The sequence below is a fragment of the Arthrobacter sp. 'calajunan' genome (genome assembly GCF_046940185.1).
Taxonomy (GTDB): domain Bacteria; phylum Actinomycetota; class Actinomycetes; order Actinomycetales; family Micrococcaceae; genus Glutamicibacter; species Glutamicibacter soli.
The window spans coordinates 65,241-84,910 of sequence record NZ_JBKZDY010000006.1 but is presented as its reverse complement, the minus strand read 5'-3'; the positions used below and the strand labels follow the sequence as shown (position 1 = coordinate 84,910).

Genomic DNA, 19,670 nt, shown 5'->3' with positions numbered 1-19,670 from the left:
ACCGGATATTGACTGATACTCCGTTTGAGAACCCTTTGAAGGAATACACACATGAAACACCTGACCGCTATTTCGGCAACTGCTCTTGCAGCAGCGCTCGTCTTGTCCGGATGCTCCACGGACTCCGGCGACTCTGAGCCTGAAAGCACCATGTCCGGTATGGATCATGGCAGCATGTCACCGACGACCACAGATGCTGCAGCCGCTCACAATAGTGCCGATGCCATGTTTGCGCAGATGATGACGCCCCACCATGAGCAGGCCGTACAGATGAGCGATATCATGCTGGCCAAGGAGAATCTTGATCCTCAGGTCATCCAGCTTGCCCAGGACATCAAGGCAGCCCAGGGACCGGAAATCAAGAAAATGACTGACTGGTTGCAGGCGTGGGGTGAGCCTACGAAAATGTCCGGGGGCCATGAGATGGACGGGATGATGACCCCGGAGGATCTCTCCACTCTTGAGTCCGCGCAAGGTGCCGAAGCTTCCCGGTTATTCCTGAACCAAATGATCGCCCATCACGAGGGGGCTATCAAGATGGCGGAGGAGGAAGTCGCCAATGGCTCCAATCCTGAGGCCGTCGACCTAGCAAGGACCGTGGTCGCCAGCCAGGGCGCAGAGATCCAGAAGATGCAGTCCCTGCTGGCTGAGCTCTAGAGGGCATAGGCCACAGCCGCCGGGCGCGGGGATTCTCCCCGTGTCCGGCAAGAGTGAACCAGTTCCGCTTGAGGAACCGGCTCTCAGACTCCATCTGACCAAATCTCTTGCTTGATCCAAGGAACTACTATGCTTTCCCAGACCGCTTTTTCGCGCGCCAAAAAACCTGCAGTCCTGACCGCAGTTACTCTCTGTATTGTCCTGCTCGCCGGATGTACGCAACCTCCGGCGCAGGAACCTGTCACCCAAGAAACTACTGGTGTCGCCGCTCTCAGCCATATCCACGGCATGAGCGTCGACCCGGACACCGGACGCATCCTTCTGGCCACCCATGAAGGGCTCTTCGATGTCACCACGGACACACCAAAGAAGATCGGACCCACCATTGATCTCATGGGCTTCGCCGCCGATCAAAATGGCAATTATTACGCTTCCGGGCACCCCTCGCCAGAAACCGGGCTACCTGACCCTGCAGGATTGATCCGCTCTACCGATGGAGGGGAAACATGGAAGCCGCTCTCCTTGCAGGGTGCTTCCGATTTTCACGCCTTGGCCGTCTCTGGCCAGAGCATCATCGGGTACGACGGCGCATTCTGGCGGACGGATGACAGAGAGTCATGGAACACCTTTGATTCTGGCTTTCAGCCTTACAACCTTGCCGGGACCTCACAGTCCCAAGTCGTGCTGGCCACCACGGAACAAGGGGTCCGCCGCTCCGGAGATGGTGGAAATACCTGGGTGCTGCCCCAGGGTGCCCCGCTTTTGTTGCTGACCACTTTTGCCAGCAAGTCCGCCGTCGTGGGGGTGACACCTGATGGGACGGTGCAGCTCAGCCGCGACGGGGGACTTACCTGGCAGGAGACCGGAGGCGGTGTTACCGGACAGCCTGCAGCGATTGCCGCCGCGGAGGACACAGGACAACTGAAGATCTGGGTAGCCACCGATACTGGCATCGAATACTCCGCAGACACTGGAGCAACTTTCAGCAAAGGAACCAAATGAGCTCGATGACCCCTAGGGATTCCGACACCGGTTCACTTTCGGTCATTAGGGGTGCCACAGAGCAGGATCTTAACCGAATGGCGTCGGATATGATCCAATACCTTCCCGACGGCCTATTTCCCCACTTGGGAAAACGCTTCGTGCGGCGTTGGATGAAGACATTTCTTACCGAGCAGCACGGGGTTGCCCTTGTAGCGGTGACGAACGAGGGGCAATACGCAGGTTTCTTGATTGGCTCCACCAATCAGATCCGCCATGTCTCTGACGTTCTTGCCAATCAGAAGTGGGTACTGCTCTTCTCGGGACTCGCGGCGCTGGCTATCCGGCCACGGGTTCTGCTTCACTTTCTGTACACTCGTGCCCGCCCCTACGCACGTCGTCTCCTCGGACGGACGACGACCAATCCAATTTCCTCCAGCAGCGGTTCGGATGTATCACCTGCTGTCATCACCTCGCTGGTGGTGCTTCCAACAATGCGCAGGGAAGGGTTTGGACGGCTCCTTGTGGATGAATTCCTTAAGCGTGCCGCAGCAGCGCAGGCCCCTTTGGCTGAACTCGCCACGACGGCCGGGGAAGATGGCGCGGGAAAATTCTACGAGCAACTCGGATGGAGGCGCGTCAAACAACGGTTCTCCAAGGATGGAACGCTAACCCATACCTATCACCGATACCTGCACTAGCCAGCCCTGGGTGAGGCCTTCCTTCTGTCGGCGACGGGGTAGTGCCCATGATCTCTAGCCATTACGGCCTTGATCATGGGCACCATGTCCTTTCAGAATCCTCCACCAAGGAGTCGCTGGCTCGTGCTTCACCTATGGCCGTTTACCCGGTGGTCCAGCGATTGAACGATATGGAAGTGACCAACCACAAGCCGTTAGAAGCGAAGTCCAGCACAGAGGCTAAAAGCCAGTCGATCACTACTTTTAGCTTTGGTGCTGTCTGCCGATTTAAAATCCAGTGAACGGTATCGTTCTGGAGCTTCCAAGGTCCCGGACCAGCAAGGCTCGCTGGCGTAAGTGGGTATCAACGACCAGGTACATGACCTACCCACTTATCTTGTTGGCGCAGGAGATCCTCATCAAGAGTTGGTGCGTGTCTAAACCAAGGAAGCCAGCAATTCAGCGCAGGCTTGCGCACACCGGCGACATGCTTCCGCGCAGATCCGGCAATGTTCATGCATTTGAGCGTGCTGGTCGCATTCCTCGGCGCAGACCTGGCAAACCTTCTGGCATGTTTCGAGCATCGAACGGAGAACAGCGGTGTTCGAGTTGGCAAGACGGGAAAGAACATTTCCCGTCGCGGCACAGACATCCGCGCAATCCAAGTCCGTTCGAATGCAGGTCGTCAGCTTCTCTACCATCTGCTCGCCTAAGCATGCATCAGCGCAGGCAGTACACACTTGCGCGCACTCAAAACATGCTTCGATGCAAGCGGCTAACTTGTCGTGATCAACCCCAGCCAGATCCTTCGAATGGGCTTTAATCATTGCAGTCACATGTGTCATGGTCCTTCTCCTTCCATTCCAGGAGGGCGGCCCGGCAACTCCACACCACCCTTCTGCAGACTAATTGCTCGGGAACGTGCAGAACACCCCTTTGAGGAACTTAGTAGAATCCCGGTGATGCTAGACCGGCCTATCCGAGAAATCCGACGCGTCGTCGTAACAACCGACGACGCCAGGGGTGAATATCGGAAATAAGTGTCGCTGTGTTCGCAGCATTCGATGCCGACCTCGGCAAATAAGTATTTGCTGAGGTCGGCATCATCCATAAAACTTACTTCGAGATCGCTGATTTAATCGCAGCCTCGAACTGTTCCGCCGTCTGGATTTGCAGTAGTTGACCGTCGAGGAAGAACGTTGGGGTGCCGGTGATGCCTAGCGCTTTCCCGTCGGTAAGATCTTGAGAAACGCGTTGTTGAGTTGCCGGGTCGGCGATGGATGCGTCGTAGGCCTTCATATCTAATCCCAACTCTTTGGCATAGTCACGGAATAGTTCGCTGTAGTCATCTTGCGATTCGCCCCATTGTTTTTGGGTGTCAAACATTTTTTGATACATCTGCTCATACTTGCCCTGCTCCGCTGCGGCCTCGACCGCGACCGCAGCGTTCATTGAGTTACGGTGCCCTGGGAGTGGGAAGTAGCGTTGAACGAAGGTGACGTTCTGCCCGTATTCTTTTCTGAGTTCTTCAACGAAGGGATATATGGAGCCGCAGGCTTCGCACTCGAAGTCCAGGAATTCGACCAGTACTGCTTTCTCTTCCGGTGCTTTGGATAATACGTGGCTGTTAGGGCGGACTACTTGACCTTGAACTGCCTCTGGCCCCGGTGCGGCGGCGAGGCCCGTTTTATTCTGGGCGGAATTCTTGGCGATCAAGATCCCGGTCAGGGCTCCAAGAACCAAAACGGTAATCACGATCCAGACGATCGTTGTAGGTTTGATTCGTTTCCGTGCGGTGGTATTCACTGCTCAACTTCCTTTGTTGGTTGCGGTGGTATTCACTGCTCAACTTCCTTTGTTGGTTCTGTTCAAACTTATTGCCGGCTCAAGCGCGCTTTTAGTTGTTGTGCTCGGTGCGTTTAGCTCGTGCAGCACGTAGCCCGTTGCCAATGACCACGACTTCGGCGACTTCATGTACCAACACCACAGCTGCTAACCCGAGGGTTCCGGTGATCGCCAGGGGCAAAAGCACCGCAATAATCGCCAAGGACAGGACGATGTTCTGGTTCATGATGTTTCGTCCGCGCCGCGCATGGCCTAACGCTTGCGGGATGAGCCTGAGATCGTGGCCGGTGAAGGCGACTTCGGCGGACTCTATGGCGGCATCCGATCCGCTGGCGCCCATAGCGATGCCCACGGTTGCGGTGGCCAGGGCGGGCGCGTCATTGATGCCATCGCCGATCATTCCCGTGGGCCGTTGATTGACCGATTCAGCGATCAATGCGGCCTTGTCTTCAGGTCGCAGCTGCGCATGAACCTCGGTAATCCCGGCCAGCTCCGCCAATGCTTGGGCGGTGCGCTGGTTATCGCCGGTCAGCATGGCCACGTCCACACCTTGGGCTTGGAGCTGCTCGATGGCTTCCTTTGCTTCGGGGCGCAGTTCATCGCGAACACCGATAGCACCGATGATGCGGGAATTTCGGGTCACCAATACGCACGTCTGTCCCTGGTTCTCCATGGTTTCCACTGCCTGAGCCAGTGGCCCAGGGGTGATCCAGCGGGGGCTGCCCACAGCGATTTCCGCGCCATCGACCCACCCTTTCACTCCATGGCCTGGTTCCTCGGTGATGTTCAATGCCGGAGGAATGTTGGTTGCGGCGTGGGTGATGGCGCGCGCGAGGGGATGTGTGCTGTGTTCTTCCAAGGCTGCGGCCAGGGCCAGGACTTCCGCCTTCGAGACGTCGCCTAGTGTGTGTATGGAGGTGACGGTTGGTTCATTGCGGGTGAGCGTTCCGGTTTTATCCAAGGCCACGCGGCGCAGCGTGCCGAGTTGTTCGAAAGCTGCACCGCTTTTGATGATGACACCGAATTTGCTAGCCGCACCAATCGCTGAAACAACAGTCACAGGCACCGCAATGGCCAAGGCACAGGGAGACGCGGCGACAAGTACGACCAATGCGCGGGTGATCCATGTTTCCGGGTCGCCGAAAATGGAGCCGAGGATACCGACCAGGACGGCAAGAATCATGACCCCCGGGACGAGTGGCCGGGCGATGCGGTCCGCCAGACGCGCTCGTTGACCACGATCATTCTGGGCCTGCTCGACCAGGGAAACCAAGGTTGTCAACGAGTTATCAGACCCTGCCGCCGTGGCGGTCACTTCCAACGCGCTGGAGGTGTTGATGGCTCCTGCTGCCACCTGATCACCCGTGGTGACTTCCACAGGAATTGATTCACCGGTGATGGCCGAAGTATCAAGGCTACTGCTGCCGGCAGACACCACGCCGTCGGTAGCAATCCGCTCACCGGGACGAACCCGAAGGATTTCGCCAGCACGGATTTCGTTAGCGGGCACTTCCACTGCATGCTGCTGACGCAAGACCGTAGCTGTTTCGGGAACAAGCTTGAGTAATGCGCGCAACCCGGTACGGGCCCGGTCCATGGCTTTGTCTTCCAAGGCTTCGGCGATGGAATACAGGAATGCCAAGGCGGCGGCTTCTTCCACATAGCCAAGGATGACCGCTCCGGTGGCACTGATAGTCATCAGCAGCGCAATGCCCAGCTTGCCCTGGGTGAAAAGCCTTCGAAGTGCTCCTGGAACAAAAGTCGAAGCCCCCAGCAACAGGCCAACCCAGAATAAGACGAGCGCGACTGTATGCGCGCCGCTTGCCTCTGCACTGCTCCACTCAATAATCAGCCCTGCAAGGAAAAAGACACCGGAGGCTAAAGGGATAAGAATTGCTGGATCACGCCGCCAGGGACGTTCGACCTCGTTCTCTTCAATGCCTGTCGAAGTGGTCTCTTCGCAACCGCATGCTGAACTCATGATGCGTTCTCCGTGGTGGAAGTGGCGCAGCACCCTGGCACAGTGCAGGCGGAGTCAATGCAGGGTACCTGCTCGTCCACCGCTAGAGTCACGTTCACCAAAGCCAGTAGCGCTGCACTCAGGTGTGGATCGGCGATCTCATATCGGGTTTTACGTCCTTCTGGTTCTGCGACGATAATGCCGCATCCACGCAGGCAGGTCAGGTGGTTCGAAACGTTGGTGCGTGAAATCCCCAGATCACTGGCCAGCTCAGCGGGATACCCCGGAGCATTGAGCAAGGACAGGAGAATTTTGGAGCGGGTGGGATCGGCCATAGCCCGGCCCAGCCGGTTCATCGCATCAATCCTAGTATCAATGGTCATCATGTAGTGAACTATACAGCAATCAATGAACTATTGGTTGAGTATCGTTAACGAAGAGTTGCAAGACGTCTCAACGGATACCACTCCCCTGCTGAAAAATCCGCGGAAACTCAACGGTTCAAAATTCTCGCAACTATGTGTCGCAACCAATGCCGTAAAATCATGTCAACACCATTAGTTGCGAGACACTTCCTGAAGGGCGAATGCACAAACTGATCGGCTACGCCCGCGTATCAACCAAAGCCCAAGATGCCGACCGGCAAATCCAAGATCTTCTGGCGGCCGGTGTCCGGCGCGATGACCTCTATATCGACCATGGCCAATCCGGAGCACTCGCCAAGCGCCCGGGGTTGGATAAAGCCCTTCACGCGCTGCATCCGGATGACACCCTCGTCATCACTACCCTGGATCGACTCGGGCGTTCCACCCAGAAAATGCTCGAACTGGCCGAAGATCTACGCGAACGCAATATCGGACTGCGAGTGCTGAACCTCGGCGGCGGCGACGTAGACACCAAAACACCCATGGGCACCATGGTCTTTACCGTCATGGCAGCACTGGCCCAAATGGAGTTGGAGATCAAACGTGAACGCATCACCGACTCGGTGACCAAACGCCGTACCACCGGCGGGGACCTGGGCGGCCGGCGCCCCACCTTCACCGAATCCCAAATCCGCGCCGCAGCGAAACTCCTCCAGGCCGGCGAACCAGCAACCCAAGTCGTTAAAGACATGGGGATGTCTCGGGCGACCCTCTACCGGCGGATCAACAAGCAGGAAGTCTAGGGCACGACAACGGTCTTCTTTACTCCGCTACCGTGCCATACCATCTGACCGAAATTTCCGAAGAATGGGGTATACACAGCTGTTGTTTCACGGCCGGCTATACATCGCCTTGGTCGTCAAGATCTGCGACTGCCAACGTTGTTTATTGCCAGCAAGACACCTAGAGCGCAAATTCCCATGGCAAAAATAAGCGGTAAAAAGGCTTCTTCACCCTGCATAATGAGCGTGAGTAGTCCTAAATCGTCGTCGCGTGGGTCCGGCAGGACCAAATAAGGAAGAATTGCCCAGGCCAATGGAATGATCCATCCGAAGGCCTGCCCGAAAATGGACGCCCCGATCAATGCCGCGCCTAGTAGCGCTATGAGATTTCGGCCGATTGCCAGCGGGCCCAGATCAGCGTAGCCGTTGGACATGATCGATTCGGGTGCTTCCAGCCATCTTGATGCAATTCCCAAGAGCAGGAGAGCCGCGCCTGCTAGCGTGATGAGGTGTAGCAGCCTGAGTTTGCGCGTGGAGCGGACGGCGTAGCGTTCACGTTCTCCAAGCCCGGCATTAGCCGACGATTGAATGGCGATGGCAGGGATGAGCGGAATCTGAGCAGCAATTGCGATGAGATAGCCACCTTGGGGGTTGAGCTCGTAGCTCACAGGACCGCATAACACGATCAAAAGTCCGCTGAGAACGGTGATCCCTAAGCATTGGATCCAGTGCCGGGTCCGGGTGAATAAGAAGAATCCCACGCTATGGTAAATCCTTGAATTTCAGGTCACATGAAGCATATTTCGCATAGTTTTTCTTGAACCATTCAGCTCCCTCTTTGGCGTCTAGCGCCAACAGGGATTGGTAGCGGGCATCGTTGGCAATGGCTTCATCGTAGAAATGGGATTCAGATAGCCAGCTGTTGACGAACAGGTTTACGGTCGCCTCGGAACCGGTAGAAAACATGCAGTTGGGAGAGCCATAAGCTTGCAGATAACGCTCCACGACGAAACTGATGTCGTTAGGTGTATCCAGCTGTTCGAGATAGATGCTTCGTGCGTTGGGGGACGGTTCGTCCCCGTATCCTTCAACATTTTGCTCAAGGAGCCTAGCTTCTACGGGGGTTCCAGCCACTCGTAGGTTCATGTAGTCGATGGCTTCGCTGAGTGGTTCGTAGGCTGCTTGGTATCCCTTGTTGAGGCAAATGACGACTTGCTGCCCTTCACAGGCGAAATCGCGTGAATTGAAACCGGTAGTGTATTGACCGTTCGAGACCACGAGGGTTCCGGCGCCACCAATCGCCATAGCTATTGCAAGACCTCCCAACGACATCATTGACGGCTGGACTCGAGATCCGGCCCCGGTGCTCCGTGTAATGATCAATAGCAGCAGCAACGATAGCCCAATCCACAGCAAAATTTGCCCATACATCGGTGAATTCAGGTGTTTGACGAAGACATGATCATTTTCAGTGATCGACGGGTACATCGCTTTGACCCCGTTGGGAAGTGCCGAGGCGCGCACCATCATATAAGTGACGAAATACCCGACGGCAACCAGCGGGGGCACGAACCATGCTGTACCTAGGACGAAACCTATAACGTACCCGAAGACCGCTGAGACCACGAGTGCTGCCGCGATGGCTCCAAGCCAGGGGATTGAAGGGGAACCGTAGAATCCGTTGATTTGTGCGTAAATGGTCAGTGCGACCACGGCTAGAACGAAGCCGACTAGCTGGGCCATCACGATGGCACATAGATGCTGGGCTTGGATGGCCAGCGGCGATTTTGAAGATAAGCGAACACGATCCCGGTTGCTAGTTCGCCACTTCGCCGCCTCATAGGCTGCAATACCCGAAACTACGACTCCGTTGTACACCGACGCCACCGAGAGCCCGTTGACCAAATCCGGCCACAGTTTCAGCCCAGGTGTTAAGGTCATCAGCGGTAGGGAGAAACTGACGATGAACACTAAAAGCCCACCAAAAAGGGCGAAGCTCTGCCTCATGAACAGGTAAAAGTGCCGCACTAGTGTTGATGTCCTTCGTCGCTTGCAGAAATCACGGTTAGGTATCCCGATTCCACTGCAGACACCGCGCTAGAAGAATCCGTTGATTTTTCAGAAAGTTCCGTTGGCGTCCCATTAAACAGAATTCTTCCGTGGTTTACTACGCAGACCCGGTCGGCGATCGCCACCACGTCGTCTGTCAAGTGAGTGCTGAGGACAATTGCTCGGTTCTCGGAACGAGATTTTAGGAATTTGCGGAACAGGGCCCTCTGCGCGGGGTCCAATCCCACAGTAGGTTCATCCAACAGAACGACGTCGGGGTTGTGGACGAACGCTTCGGCCAAACCTACACGTTGGCGGGAACCGCCAGATAGCTTCCTAATTCTGGTGTCGGCTGAACTCGTAAGGTCAACCCATTCAATAGCTTGTTCTGCGAGGTGACTTAGGCTTTTCGACGGTACGCCTTTGAGCCAGGCACCGTATTCGATCATTTCACGAACTGTAAAGTCGGGAAAATATTGCCAGTTTTGCGGCATATACCCAATGCGGGAATAGTACTGGCGAAGCTGGCTTGGGGTATTGATTGTCTCGCCATTGAGCGCGACGCTACCGGCGTGCAAACTCGTTGGTTCGAGCAGGCTTTCAAACAAGGTGGTTTTACCAGCACCGTTCGGCCCAAGGATTGCAGTAATTCCTGGGCCGAACGATGTATCAAGACCATCGTAAATCAGGCGCCGCCCTCGTCTAGCGCTAAGCGCTTCAGCGCTCAGTATCGATGTTTGGTCTTGAACCGGTGTCAACTTCAAATTGCCAATCAGCAGTGGGTCAGGGTCTAAGTTGCTCAGGCGCTGCACAGCCTTGCTTAGTCCACGCAGAGCGATTTCCGAGTAGTACTCTGTCGTCCTAGTACCATTATCACAAGTCGTACCGTGGTACGAGTGATTTTTACCAATGATGTTTACGTTCTTCACACGAACATCTGTCAAGTTTTCGTAATTATGCACAAGTCGGAAATCAACCGAGCTTGTCCCGTTGCATTTCTCGCTTCCACCAAACAAAACTTTCTTCGCGGCAGCTATAGAGGGGGCCGTCGGCGGCTGGGATCTTCTGTGAGCTTTTCAGCGGTTTTCATATCAGTCACGAAGGAGAGGGGATTCCACCACCAGGAGGGTTCTTCTCTGATGAGGCCCTGCACGTCATGCACACAGACGGTGCCCACGTGAGCACGCGGGCCACGGGTCATGCCCACCATATAGGTTCATCAGAGACACTCAACGACAGGCATTCGTATTAAGCAGGTGATGCTCCTGGTTTTCCAGGAGCATCACAAGTATTAGCCGAGTTTCGCTAGGCACCGCTGTACTGCTCGAAGCGCGTCAGCGGGGTTTCCCCGGACTCCGCCAGCCGCTGCAGAGTAGACAAACGCGGGCCCAGGGCGCTGCCGAAGCGCTGGTCCCAGTGGTCGAACTCATCGGATGCCAGCGCGCGCCGGGCATGGTGCACCCAGTTCGGGTTGTCCAGCATCTCGCGTCCCAGCAGCACGATGTCCGCGTCCTGGTCTTCGATCATCCGGCTGGCCTGCTCCGGATCCACGATGAAGCCCACGCAGGCCACGACCACGTCGGTTTCCGCCTTGATGGCCCGGGCGAAGTCCGCATGGAAGCCGAAGCCGCGGCGCACGCGGGTGTCGCTGGAGCGGTCGGTGGTGATGCCCCCGGAAGAGGTGTCGATGACGTCCACGCCGGCGGCGTTCGCATGCCGGGAGAATTCGACGATGTCCTCGATGCCCAAGCCGCCGTCCAACACGCCGTCCACCGAGGACACCCGGTAGGCCAGGATGATCTCGTCGCCGATCACCTCGCGGATGGCGCGGATGACCTCCAGCGGGTAGCGCATGCGCCCGGCGGTGTCCCCGCCGTAGCCGTCGGTGCGGGTGTTGGAAATGGGGGAGAGGAAGGAATGCAGCAGGTAGCCGTGGGCGCCATGCAGCTCGATGTAGCGGAAGCCCGCCTCGGCGGCGCGGCGCGCTGCGGATGCCCACTGGGCCACCGACTCGGCGATCTCCGCCTCGCTCGGCTCGTGCGGCACCGGCCAGTTCGGGCCGGCGGGCAAGGCCGAGGGGCCGACGGTCTGCCACGGCGGGTTGCCCGCCTGGGCGTCCGTCTCATCCAGCGGGGCGCCGGCATGCCACGGCTCGCGCACCGAAGCGCGGCGGCCTGCATGGCTCAGTTGGATGCCGGGGACCGAACCGTGGGCGTCCAGAAGGTTGGCGATGCGGGCCATGCCCTCCACGTGGGCGTCGTCCCACAGGCCCAGGTCGAAATGGGAGATGCGGCCGCGCGGCTCGATGGCCGTCGCCTCGACGATGACCAGCCCCGCGCCGCCCAGGGCGAAGCGCCCCAGATGGGCCAGATGGAAGTCGCTGACGAAGCCGTCGACAGCCGCGTACATGCACATGGGCGAGACCCCGGCCCGCAACGACAGCGTGGTGCCGCGGATGGTCAGGGGCGTGAAGAGCGCCCGCTCCTCGGGGTTTGCTGTGCGCGCGTCAATAGTCATGCCAGCACTCTACCGAGCAGCCGGGCGGCCCGGGCCGCCAGTCCCATTTCCCGGAACCGCCAGCTCAGCGCCGTGCGGTGTCCCGCGACGAAGGAAGCAGCAGGGCCAGCACCGAGGCGAACAGGCAGCTTGCGGCGACGGCTGCGAAGGCAAGCGCCAGGCCGGCCTGGGTCAGGAACTGCGACCCTCCGGCGGACACCGCGAAGCCGGAGAGCAGGACGGCGAACAGGGCGCTGGCGGCGGCCCCGGAGAAGGTGCGGATCAGCGAGTTGATGCCGTTCGCCGCCGCGGCATCCTGCGCCGGGCTGTACCCCATGACCAGTGCGGGCATGGCCGCGAAACTCAGGGCCGTGCCCACGCCCACCAGCGCCGTGCCAACCACGATGGCGGTGAGCGAGCCGTGCGTGAACAGGCGGAAGACGAAGGACAGCGACATGACCAGCGCGCCCAAGGCCAGCACCTTGCGGCCGTCGATGCGGTTGAGCAGCATGCCGGCCACCGGTGAAAGCCCGGCCATGGTCAGCGATGCCGGGATCATGACCAGCCCGGCGTCCACCGGGCTGAGGCCCAGCCCGGAGCCGAGGCCCGCCGGGGCCTGCACCTCGTGGGCGGTCAGCAGGTGGTTGGCGAACATTCCGGCGGTGGCGAAGAAGGTGGCGATGTTGGTCAGCAGCACCGGACGGCGGAAGGCGGTGCGCAGATCGACGACCGGGCGGGCGCTGCGCAGCTGCTGCGGAATCCACAGGCAGGCTGCCAGGATCCCGAGGCCTGAAATCACCGCAAGCGGCAGCGGATGCGTGCCCCACCAGCCGGACTTCGAGAGGACAAACAGAACGCTGCCCAGCACCACCGACAATCCCAGCGCACCGAGCATGTCGAACCGGCCGCCCGGATAGGATCCGGCATCGCGGACCAATGCCAGTGCGCCGGCCATGGCCAGAAGCCCTCCGGCGGCGGAGAATACGAAGATCCCCGAGGTGCCCAGGGCGCTGCTGCCAAGGATCCCGGAGAGCAACAGCCCGGTGGCCGACCCCAGTCCGACGGTGGCGCTCATGACGGCGATCGCGGTACCGGCACGGCCCGCCGGCATGATGTCGCGCAGCAGGCTGATGCCGATGGGAACAATGGAGGAGGCGCAGCCCTGCAGGGCACGGCCCGCCAGCACCCAGCCGAAGCCCGGCCCCACCGCGGCCGTCAGCGAACCGGCCACCAGCAGTCCCAAGGCGGCCAGCAGCAGGCGCCGCCTGCCGTACATGTCCGCCATGCGCGAGAGCACTGGGGTGCCCACGGCCCCGGCGAGCAGGGTAATCGTCACCAGCCACGAAGCATCCTCCGCCGAGACCCCGAGGTCTTCGGAGAAGCTGGGCAGCGAGGGGACGATCAGCGTGAACTGCATAGAGGAGAGCATGCCGCTGACGGCAAGCAGGAGGACAGTGGGCCACCGGGCGGCGGCCCACTTGGCCTGGGGCTCGCCGGTTTCGAGGCTGTGGGTAGCGCTCATGGCAGCAACCGGCGCTCGCCGGCGGTTGGGCTGGCAACGACAATGGAAGTCATTGGGCGGCGCCGGATTCAAGGAAGGTGCGGAAGACTTCCGGCAGGCGGATGGCTTTCTGTTCGGGGCTGACGGTCACCAGCCAATTGGAGGCGGTCGCAACCAAGGTCTGGTCGCTGCGCCTCCACATCTGGAAGTCGAAGCGGACCGAGCAATTCCCGATTTCACCGACCCGCAGCTCGATGGTGATTTCCTCGAAGAGCCGCGCCGCTTGCAGGTAGTCGCAGTGGGTGGCCCGTGAGACGGTCCACCAGCCGAAGCGTTCCAGCAAGGTGTCCTGGCGGAATCCGTTCAGCAGCAGCCACTCGGTCTGCAGCGCTTCCATGCGAGGGAACCAGGTGGCGTAGTAGAGGATTCCGGCGGGGTCCGTGTCCGCGTAGCTCAATCGTTGGGTATGTTCGTGGACCGGTGTGGAAAGTTCGGTATCAAAATTGAGCGACATAGCTGGAAGTCCCTCCTGAATTCGATTTGTATGGAGCGCAAGCAAACATTACCCAGCATTTGCTCGGTGGAGTTTGCCGGATCCGAGTGAACGGGAAGAACCGATCCTAGACGCTATATCCGCCGTCCACGTTCAGCTTCTGGCCGGATATAAAATTTGCCTTTTCTGAAACTAGGAAGGCGACAGCCTCGGCGATATCTGCCGCAGTGCCAAATTTTCTCAAGGGGATGTTATCCATGGTGACCTGCAGGGCGTTGCTATCCAGTTCGCCAGTATCGATAAGCCGCGCGGCCATCCCGTCACTCAGCATGCCCGGAGCAACCGAGTTTGCTCGTACACCGTAGCGGCCTTCTTCGGCAGCTAATGCGCGAATCATGGACTCGACCCCGCCTTTGGGAATCGCCGACAGGCCATCTCTTTTGGGGTAGCGAGTAGTGGCTGCCGAAGTTACAGCGGTGATCGATCCAGATGCGGCTCGGAGGGAAGGGAGTACCGCATGAGTGATGTTGAAGAATCCAACGAGATCAGCGTTGACTTGTTCGGCGAAATTCTCGGGGGAGACTTTCGAAAGGTGCACCATTGGGACGTGCGGTCCTGCGGCGTGGATGAAGTTTTCAATTGCACCGTGCTGTGCAATGAGGTCTTCGGCCAGATTCCTGCAAGCCTGCGGATCTAGGAGGTCGACACGGTGCGCCGTCGCCTTGTTTCCCATCTGTTCCACGAGTGCAGACGGGTCAGAGTGCTGGAAGGTGAATGCAACCTTTTTTCCTCCCCTAATCAGGCGGCGGACAATCGCCGTACCGATTCCTCCGGAGCCTCCCGTGACGAGTGAAATTCCCGATTGCCTGGTGCCGGCGGCAGCTTTTCTTGTCATGCCGTGCAAGCTACCAGCTTTGGATGAATAGTTCCAAGCAAGCGAATGCTTGGTATCTGTGTCGCTAGGCCTTATGCTCTATGTAGCAAGCGTTAGGTTGTTGATTATCTGATTGTTATGTAAGGAGAGCGCTATGCGTTTTGGCAAGGCAAAATCGTTGGTTGCATCCATGGCAGTGCTGGGTTTGGCGCTCACTGGCTGCGCCAATTCGGCATCTTCTGCCGACGGTGCAGGCGACGGTGACGGTACGCTGAAGGTGCTGGTTCTGGGAGGCCTTGGCGCTGAAGGCATTCTTGCGAACAACGCGGCGACTTCGGTAACAGCCGCGGAAGCATCCGTTGCAGCTGTGAACGAAGCCGGCGGAATCTTGGGCAAGAAGCTTGAGATCGAAGTCATCGATGATCGCGCTGACCCTACCGTGGCTGTGACAAAATTGCGTGAGAAGCTTGCTGAAGGCGAAAAGCCCGTTGCAGTCATGAACTCCGGTCCGTCAACGGTAGCGGAGGCAATCTTGCCGGTTCTAACGCAGAAGCAGATTCTCTCGTTTAACATCGGGCCAACCGAAACGTCGACAGATCCATCGGTCAACCCGCTCAACTTTGATCTCTCACCGAGTGTGCAGGACTATATCGATGGTTTTGTCCCGGAAATCCAGAGCAAAAAGTATGAAAAAGTTGCTGTTCTTCATGGCTCCAGTGCGACAGGCGAGCTGTTCGGCAAACTTACCGAACAAACGTTCACCTCTTCGGGGCTGAAGGTCACGGGTAACGAGGGCTATGACAATGCGGCCCTGGACATGACGCCCCAACTGGAAAAGCTCAAGAGCAGTAATCCTGACGCGCTGGTCCTTGACTCCTATGGTGCGCCACTGGCATATGTGCTGCAGGGAATTGAAAAGCTTGGCTGGGATGTTCCAGTAATTGGCAACAACTCGGTAGCTGCCACTAGCTTGGTAGCCACGGACCCACCCGCAGGAGTCCTAGGTACGTCCCAGGTCAAAAACCTGACAATGCAGGTCTTTGAGAGCACCAAATTCGATCCAAAGAACGAAAAGCTCAACGCGGCGGTAAAGCTGATGGCCGAGACGGGCACCATTGGCTCCTCGCTTATTCTTGCTTACAACTACGATGCGATGTGGCTGCTGAAGTCGGCTGCGGAGTCCTCGAACTCCCTTGAGGCCAAAAACATCGCCGAAGCACTTTTGGATAGCAAAGTCCAAGAAGCCGCGCAAACGCAGATTCTTCCCAAGTACGCATTTACGAGCGAATCCCACGCCCCGCATATGGAACCAGAACATCTGATCTTTATCTCCCCGTCAAAAATGGTCAACGGCCAGTTCCAGTAACGATTCAAATCGTCAGGGGCCACGCTGCAAAAATGGCGTGGCCCCTGCCTGATCCGGTTTTAGAACAGGAGCGCTCATGACAATCATTTGGTCGGGTATGGCGATTGGTGCCGTCTATGCACTGGTTGCCATCGGATACAACATTGTTTTTATTTCGCAGAAAACATTCAACTTTGCTCAAGCTTCTCTCATGATGCTCGGTGCCTTCATCACCTATGTGGGCATCGTAGTCATGCAGCTGCCATGGTGGTTGGTTGGCATCATGGCGGCCATCATTGTTGGACTTATAGCGGCCCTTGAAGAGCGGATTGCGATTCGTCCTGTGAAGGACATGCATAATCTGCTGGTGACCACTTTGGGTGCTTCGATTATTCTGCAGGGAGTCGCGCAGCTGATTTGGGGCGGAGAGCCCTACCGAGTTCCCTTCTTTGCTGGTGATCAGGTCATCAGCTTGTTTGGCGGCAACGTTTACCCCGTAGAACTTGTGCTGGTTGCAGTGGTGATTCTCCTGGTCATCGGCCTGAACCAGTTCTCCAAGCACAGCCTGATCGGCATTGCCCTTATGGGGATGAGCGAAGACCGTGAAGCTGCGCAGTTGCGCGGTGTGGATGTTCGACGTTTCGCATTCCTGGCTTTTGCCTTCACTGGTGTTCTGGCAGGATTTCTGGGACTCTTTGTCGGCCCGAAAACTTATGCGGTAGCAACGCTGGGTGCGTCACTGGCACTCAAAGGATTCGTGGTACTTGCCATCGGTGGTTTTGGATCGTTGACCGGCACTCTCGCTGGCGGACTGATCGTAGGACTCACAGAAGCGCTCGCCAGCCGATACATCGGTGCTGACTTTGCGAACCTGAGCGTATTCCTGATCTTGGTCGTGATTCTAATGGCGAAGCCTTCGGGGCTGTTTAGCCGGCAAAAAGAACGGACGGTATGACGTGTTAGCACTTTGGCTGAAAATCCGGGCACTGCCGACATGGGCGTTGCCGCTCCTTCTCGGAATCGTGCTGTTGCTATTGCCCTCCCTGGGTCTGAACTATGGAATGACCCGACAGGTCATCCTCACTTTGTTGCTGGCTCTCATTGTCTCGGGGCTGAACCTCAACTTGGGCTATGCCGGGGAATTGGCGATGGGGCATATCGCAATGTACGCGGCGGGTGCCTACACGGCTGGCCTTATTAGTAAGGCTGGAATCACCGAAATCTGGGCCCAGCTTCTTGCCGGAGCCCTGGCTGCGTTAGTCGTTGGACTGGTTTCGGGAATTCCGGGCCTGCGACTCGGCGGCTGGTCCTTGGCCATGACATCATTCTTCCTGATCCTTCTGATTCCGGACGTCCTCTCGATTTTCAAGGAGTCGACCGGTGGACGCAATGGACTGACGGGAATCGCCATTCCCACGCTTTTCGGGGAGCCGGTAACGGAGAATCAGTACTACATTCTCGTTGTCGTAATAGCGATTCTATGGTTTGCTTTCACGCGCAACGTTGTGGTTTCCCGGCACGGAACCGCATTTCAAGTGCTCAAGCAAAGCCCCGTGCTTGCTTCATCTGTAGGCATTTCTGTGTTCCGTATGAAACTTTCTGCCTACGCACTGGGTGCAATTCCGGCAGGCTTGGCCGGCGTTCTCTTTGCCAATCTTGACATGTTCATTTCCCCAGAAGCCTTTACCTTCACCGTGGCCATGACCGTTCTGGCCGCGTCCGTATTCGGAGGCTCGGCCAGTGTATACGGTGCCTTGGTGGGCGCTGGGGTTCTCCAATTCGGGTTGAACCAAGCAACCAACTTCCAAGAATATGGGCTGATTATCACTGGTGGATTCCTGCTCTTTGGCGGAGTCCTCTTTAGCGGAGGAATCGCCGGTGTGGCGCAGAAGATTGTCCGCAAGCTGGACTACAAGGCAGCCGAGCAGGTCGGACGTTCAAAGGGAAACTCTGCGGAGAATGCCGTTGCGGATGTGGAAGTGCTGCAAGGTGCAAATTTGTCTGTGCAAACGGTCTCAAAGGCATTTGGTGGTAACAAGGCGTTGTCTCAGGTCAGTCTCGAGGCAAAGCCCGGAGCCGTTACAGCGATTATTGGTCCGAACGGTTCTGGCAAAACCACACTGCTGAATATGATTTCTGGATACTACGAAACAGATGAAGGCGTTATCGCGCTGGACGATTTGCAGATCCAGGGACTGCCTTCCTATAAGGTCGCTCGATCCGGCGTTTCGAGAACTTTCCAGACGCCCAATATCCCGAAGAATCTGAGCGTCATTGAAACGGTCGAATCTGGCAGGTACTCGACCCAGAGGGCTTCGATCCTTCAAGCAGTCCTTCGCACTCCAAAATTCCGCCGTATTCGCCGTGAGGATCGTTCCGAAGCGCAACGTGTGCTTAACCTCGTGGGTCTCGGATCGCAGCTCAATGCTGATGCCGATTCGCTCCCGCTCGGCAACCGTCGGTTGTTGGAAGTTGCCCGTAGTTTGATTGGCTCGCCCAAGGTTATCTTGTTGGACGAGGTTGCCTCGGGGCTGGATGAAGACGAGCTTGATGTCCTTGCTGATCTCATTCTGCGGCTTCGCGAGGCAGGCTTGACCGTTGTCATCGTCGAGCACAACTTCCAGTTAGTACTGAGGCTAGCGGATGTTATTTACGTTCTTGCCCAAGGCTCGGTGATGGCTCACGGCGCACCTGCCGAGATTGAGAAGAACCCGCGGGTCATGGAAGAGTACCTGGGCATTGTTTCGGACTCTGATGGAACTAGCTTGGTAGGAGCATGAAATGACTGAAGAGAATATCCTGCTCGAAGTCGAACACCTGCAGACTGGCTACGGCGACCTGAAAGTCGTGCGTGATGTTTCCTTGACCGTTCGCAGTGGCCAGATCACGGTCCTCCTGGGACGCAACGGTGCCGGAAAAACTACTACCCTGCGAGCAATAACGGGACTGAACCGAACTTACGGCGGTGAGGTCCGGTACCTTGGAAAGAAGTTGGGTGAGACCGTTGCTCATCGACGTGTTGCACAGGGCATGTCATATGTTCAAGAAGGTAAAAGGGTCTTCCACGAACTGACGATTGAACAGAACCTGTTGCTTGGCGGTTTTTCAACGAAGTCGAAGAAGCGTGCGCTGCTGGAGGCCGTTCAGGAGATCTACGAGTTCTTCCCGATCCTCGGCGACAAGAGAAGCCTCCCAGCGTCCAGCATGTCTGGTGGGCAGCAACAGATGCTAGCCATCGGCCAAGCCTTAATGGCCAAGCCAAAACTTCTCATCCTTGACGAACCGAGTCAGGGCCTGGCTCCTGCCATCATGAAAGAAGTCATGGAGCGCGTGCACTCGCTCAAAGCCACAGGGCTCGGGATTCTGCTCGTTGAGCAGGCCGTTCAGGAATCGCTGGAGATTTCTGATGAAGTTTCCGTGCTTGATATGGGTCGGACATCCCTAGCTGGCCCGGCCTCGTCAATGACCCTTGAGCAACTCCAAGAAGCGTACTTCGGCACCAGTGAATCAGTGCCTGCGAAGCAGATGTCGGAGTAGATAAGAATTGCTACTCAATCCCATTGAGCCGTCGTGCCAATTGGCGATAAAACTATAATCATGTCAACATAAAAACAAGCATTTGCTTGGTTGTCGCACATTGTC

At 57.4% G+C, this 19,670-nt stretch carries 20 protein-coding genes; 9 read left to right on the top strand and 11 right to left on the bottom strand.

The window, feature by feature from the left end; all coding sequences use genetic code 11:
* Positions 1–51: 51 nt before the first annotated feature.
* The 4 genes from RF641_RS11125 to RF641_RS11110 all read left to right on the top strand — a co-directional run bounded on the left by RF641_RS11125 (position 52) and on the right by RF641_RS11110 (position 2,620).
* Positions 52–657, top strand: coding sequence for a DUF305 domain-containing protein (locus RF641_RS11125; protein WP_424573182.1), 606 nt, complete (start codon positions 52–54; stop codon positions 655–657).
* A 129-nt stretch (positions 658–786) separates the two neighbouring features.
* Complete coding sequence (locus tag RF641_RS11120) at positions 787–1,659, top strand: F510_1955 family glycosylhydrolase (RefSeq protein ID WP_161448504.1); 873 nt, start codon at positions 787–789, stop codon at positions 1,657–1,659.
* Positions 1,656–2,339: a GNAT family N-acetyltransferase gene (locus RF641_RS11115; protein WP_424573181.1), complete on the top strand. Its 684-nt coding sequence runs from the start codon at positions 1,656–1,658 to the stop codon at positions 2,337–2,339. The genes RF641_RS11120 and RF641_RS11115 overlap by 4 nt, the downstream gene beginning before the upstream one ends.
* Before the next feature lie 47 nt (positions 2,340–2,386).
* Complete coding sequence (locus RF641_RS11110; protein ID WP_161448508.1) at positions 2,387–2,620, top strand: hypothetical protein; 234 nt, start codon at positions 2,387–2,389, stop codon at positions 2,618–2,620.
* Positions 2,621–2,755: 135 nt separating this feature from the next.
* Here RF641_RS11110 and RF641_RS11105 read toward each other — a convergent pair whose 3' ends face one another.
* The 4 genes from RF641_RS11105 to cmtR form a co-directional block, all read right to left on the bottom strand.
* The gene (locus tag RF641_RS11105) at positions 2,756–3,163 is read right to left on the bottom strand and encodes a four-helix bundle copper-binding protein (protein WP_161448510.1); all 408 of its coding nucleotides are present in this window, start codon (positions 3,161–3,163) and stop codon (positions 2,756–2,758) included.
* A gap of 271 nt (positions 3,164–3,434) precedes the next feature.
* Positions 3,435–4,124, bottom strand: a complete 690-nt coding sequence (locus RF641_RS11100) for a DsbA family protein (RefSeq protein WP_161448512.1) — start codon at positions 4,122–4,124, stop codon at positions 3,435–3,437.
* Positions 4,125–4,215: 91 nt separating this feature from the next.
* Positions 4,216–6,144: a heavy metal translocating P-type ATPase gene (locus tag RF641_RS11095; RefSeq protein ID WP_424573180.1), complete on the bottom strand. Its 1,929-nt coding sequence runs from the start codon at positions 6,142–6,144 to the stop codon at positions 4,216–4,218.
* Positions 6,141–6,509 (bottom strand): Cd(II)/Pb(II)-sensing metalloregulatory transcriptional regulator CmtR, encoded by a 369-nt coding sequence (cmtR, locus tag RF641_RS11090; RefSeq protein ID WP_161448516.1) that lies wholly within the window; start codon positions 6,507–6,509, stop codon positions 6,141–6,143. The genes RF641_RS11095 and cmtR overlap by 4 nt, the downstream gene beginning before the upstream one ends.
* Positions 6,510–6,709: 200 nt before the next feature.
* Here cmtR and RF641_RS11085 point away from each other — a divergent pair, with 200 nt between their 5' ends.
* On the top strand, positions 6,710–7,291 hold the full coding sequence (locus RF641_RS11085) for a recombinase family protein (RefSeq protein ID WP_161449098.1): 582 nt from the start codon (positions 6,710–6,712) through the stop codon (positions 7,289–7,291).
* Positions 7,292–7,407: 116 nt separating this feature from the next.
* Here the strand turns inward: RF641_RS11085 and RF641_RS11080 are convergent, their stop codons facing one another.
* The 7 genes from RF641_RS11080 to RF641_RS11050 form a co-directional block, all read right to left on the bottom strand.
* Positions 7,408–8,031: a hypothetical protein gene (locus tag RF641_RS11080; protein WP_161449100.1), complete on the bottom strand. Its 624-nt coding sequence runs from the start codon at positions 8,029–8,031 to the stop codon at positions 7,408–7,410.
* A 1-nt stretch (position 8,032) separates the two neighbouring features.
* Positions 8,033–9,298 carry a hypothetical protein gene (locus tag RF641_RS11075; protein ID WP_161449102.1) on the bottom strand — a complete coding sequence of 422 codons (1,266 nt, stop codon included), beginning with the start codon at positions 9,296–9,298 and terminating at the stop codon, positions 8,033–8,035.
* On the bottom strand, positions 9,298–10,248 hold the full coding sequence (locus RF641_RS11070; protein WP_424573179.1) for an ABC transporter ATP-binding protein: 951 nt from the start codon (positions 10,246–10,248) through the stop codon (positions 9,298–9,300). Before RF641_RS11070 ends, RF641_RS11075 begins: the two co-directional genes overlap by 1 nt.
* A gap of 376 nt (positions 10,249–10,624) precedes the next feature.
* A complete protein-coding gene (locus RF641_RS11065; protein ID WP_424573178.1) occupies positions 10,625–11,836 on the bottom strand; it encodes an NADH:flavin oxidoreductase/NADH oxidase in 1,212 nt (403 codons plus the stop codon).
* Between the two features lie 64 nt (positions 11,837–11,900).
* On the bottom strand, positions 11,901–13,337 hold the full coding sequence (locus RF641_RS11060) for an MFS transporter (RefSeq protein ID WP_424573177.1): 1,437 nt from the start codon (positions 13,335–13,337) through the stop codon (positions 11,901–11,903).
* A 49-nt stretch (positions 13,338–13,386) separates the two neighbouring features.
* Complete coding sequence (locus RF641_RS11055) at positions 13,387–13,830, bottom strand: acyl-CoA thioesterase (protein WP_424573176.1); 444 nt, start codon at positions 13,828–13,830, stop codon at positions 13,387–13,389.
* Positions 13,831–13,936: 106 nt separating this feature from the next.
* A complete protein-coding gene (locus RF641_RS11050; RefSeq protein ID WP_424573175.1) occupies positions 13,937–14,704 on the bottom strand; it encodes an SDR family NAD(P)-dependent oxidoreductase in 768 nt (255 codons plus the stop codon).
* A gap of 133 nt (positions 14,705–14,837) precedes the next feature.
* Between RF641_RS11050 and RF641_RS11045 the strand changes: the two genes are divergently transcribed.
* The 4 genes from RF641_RS11045 (at position 14,838) to RF641_RS11030 (ending at position 19,565) form a co-directional block, all read left to right on the top strand.
* Complete coding sequence (locus RF641_RS11045; RefSeq protein ID WP_424573174.1) at positions 14,838–16,049, top strand: ABC transporter substrate-binding protein; 1,212 nt, start codon at positions 14,838–14,840, stop codon at positions 16,047–16,049.
* A 76-nt stretch (positions 16,050–16,125) separates the two neighbouring features.
* On the top strand, positions 16,126–16,983 hold the full coding sequence (locus RF641_RS11040; protein WP_047120447.1) for a branched-chain amino acid ABC transporter permease: 858 nt from the start codon (positions 16,126–16,128) through the stop codon (positions 16,981–16,983).
* 1 nt (position 16,984) lies between these two features.
* Positions 16,985–18,808 carry an ABC transporter permease subunit gene (locus RF641_RS11035; protein ID WP_424573173.1) on the top strand — a complete coding sequence of 608 codons (1,824 nt, stop codon included), beginning with the start codon at positions 16,985–16,987 and terminating at the stop codon, positions 18,806–18,808.
* Position 18,809: 1 nt separating this feature from the next.
* Positions 18,810–19,565 (top strand): ABC transporter ATP-binding protein, encoded by a 756-nt coding sequence (locus RF641_RS11030; protein WP_204676033.1) that lies wholly within the window; start codon positions 18,810–18,812, stop codon positions 19,563–19,565.
* Positions 19,566–19,670: the final 105 nt, after the last annotated feature.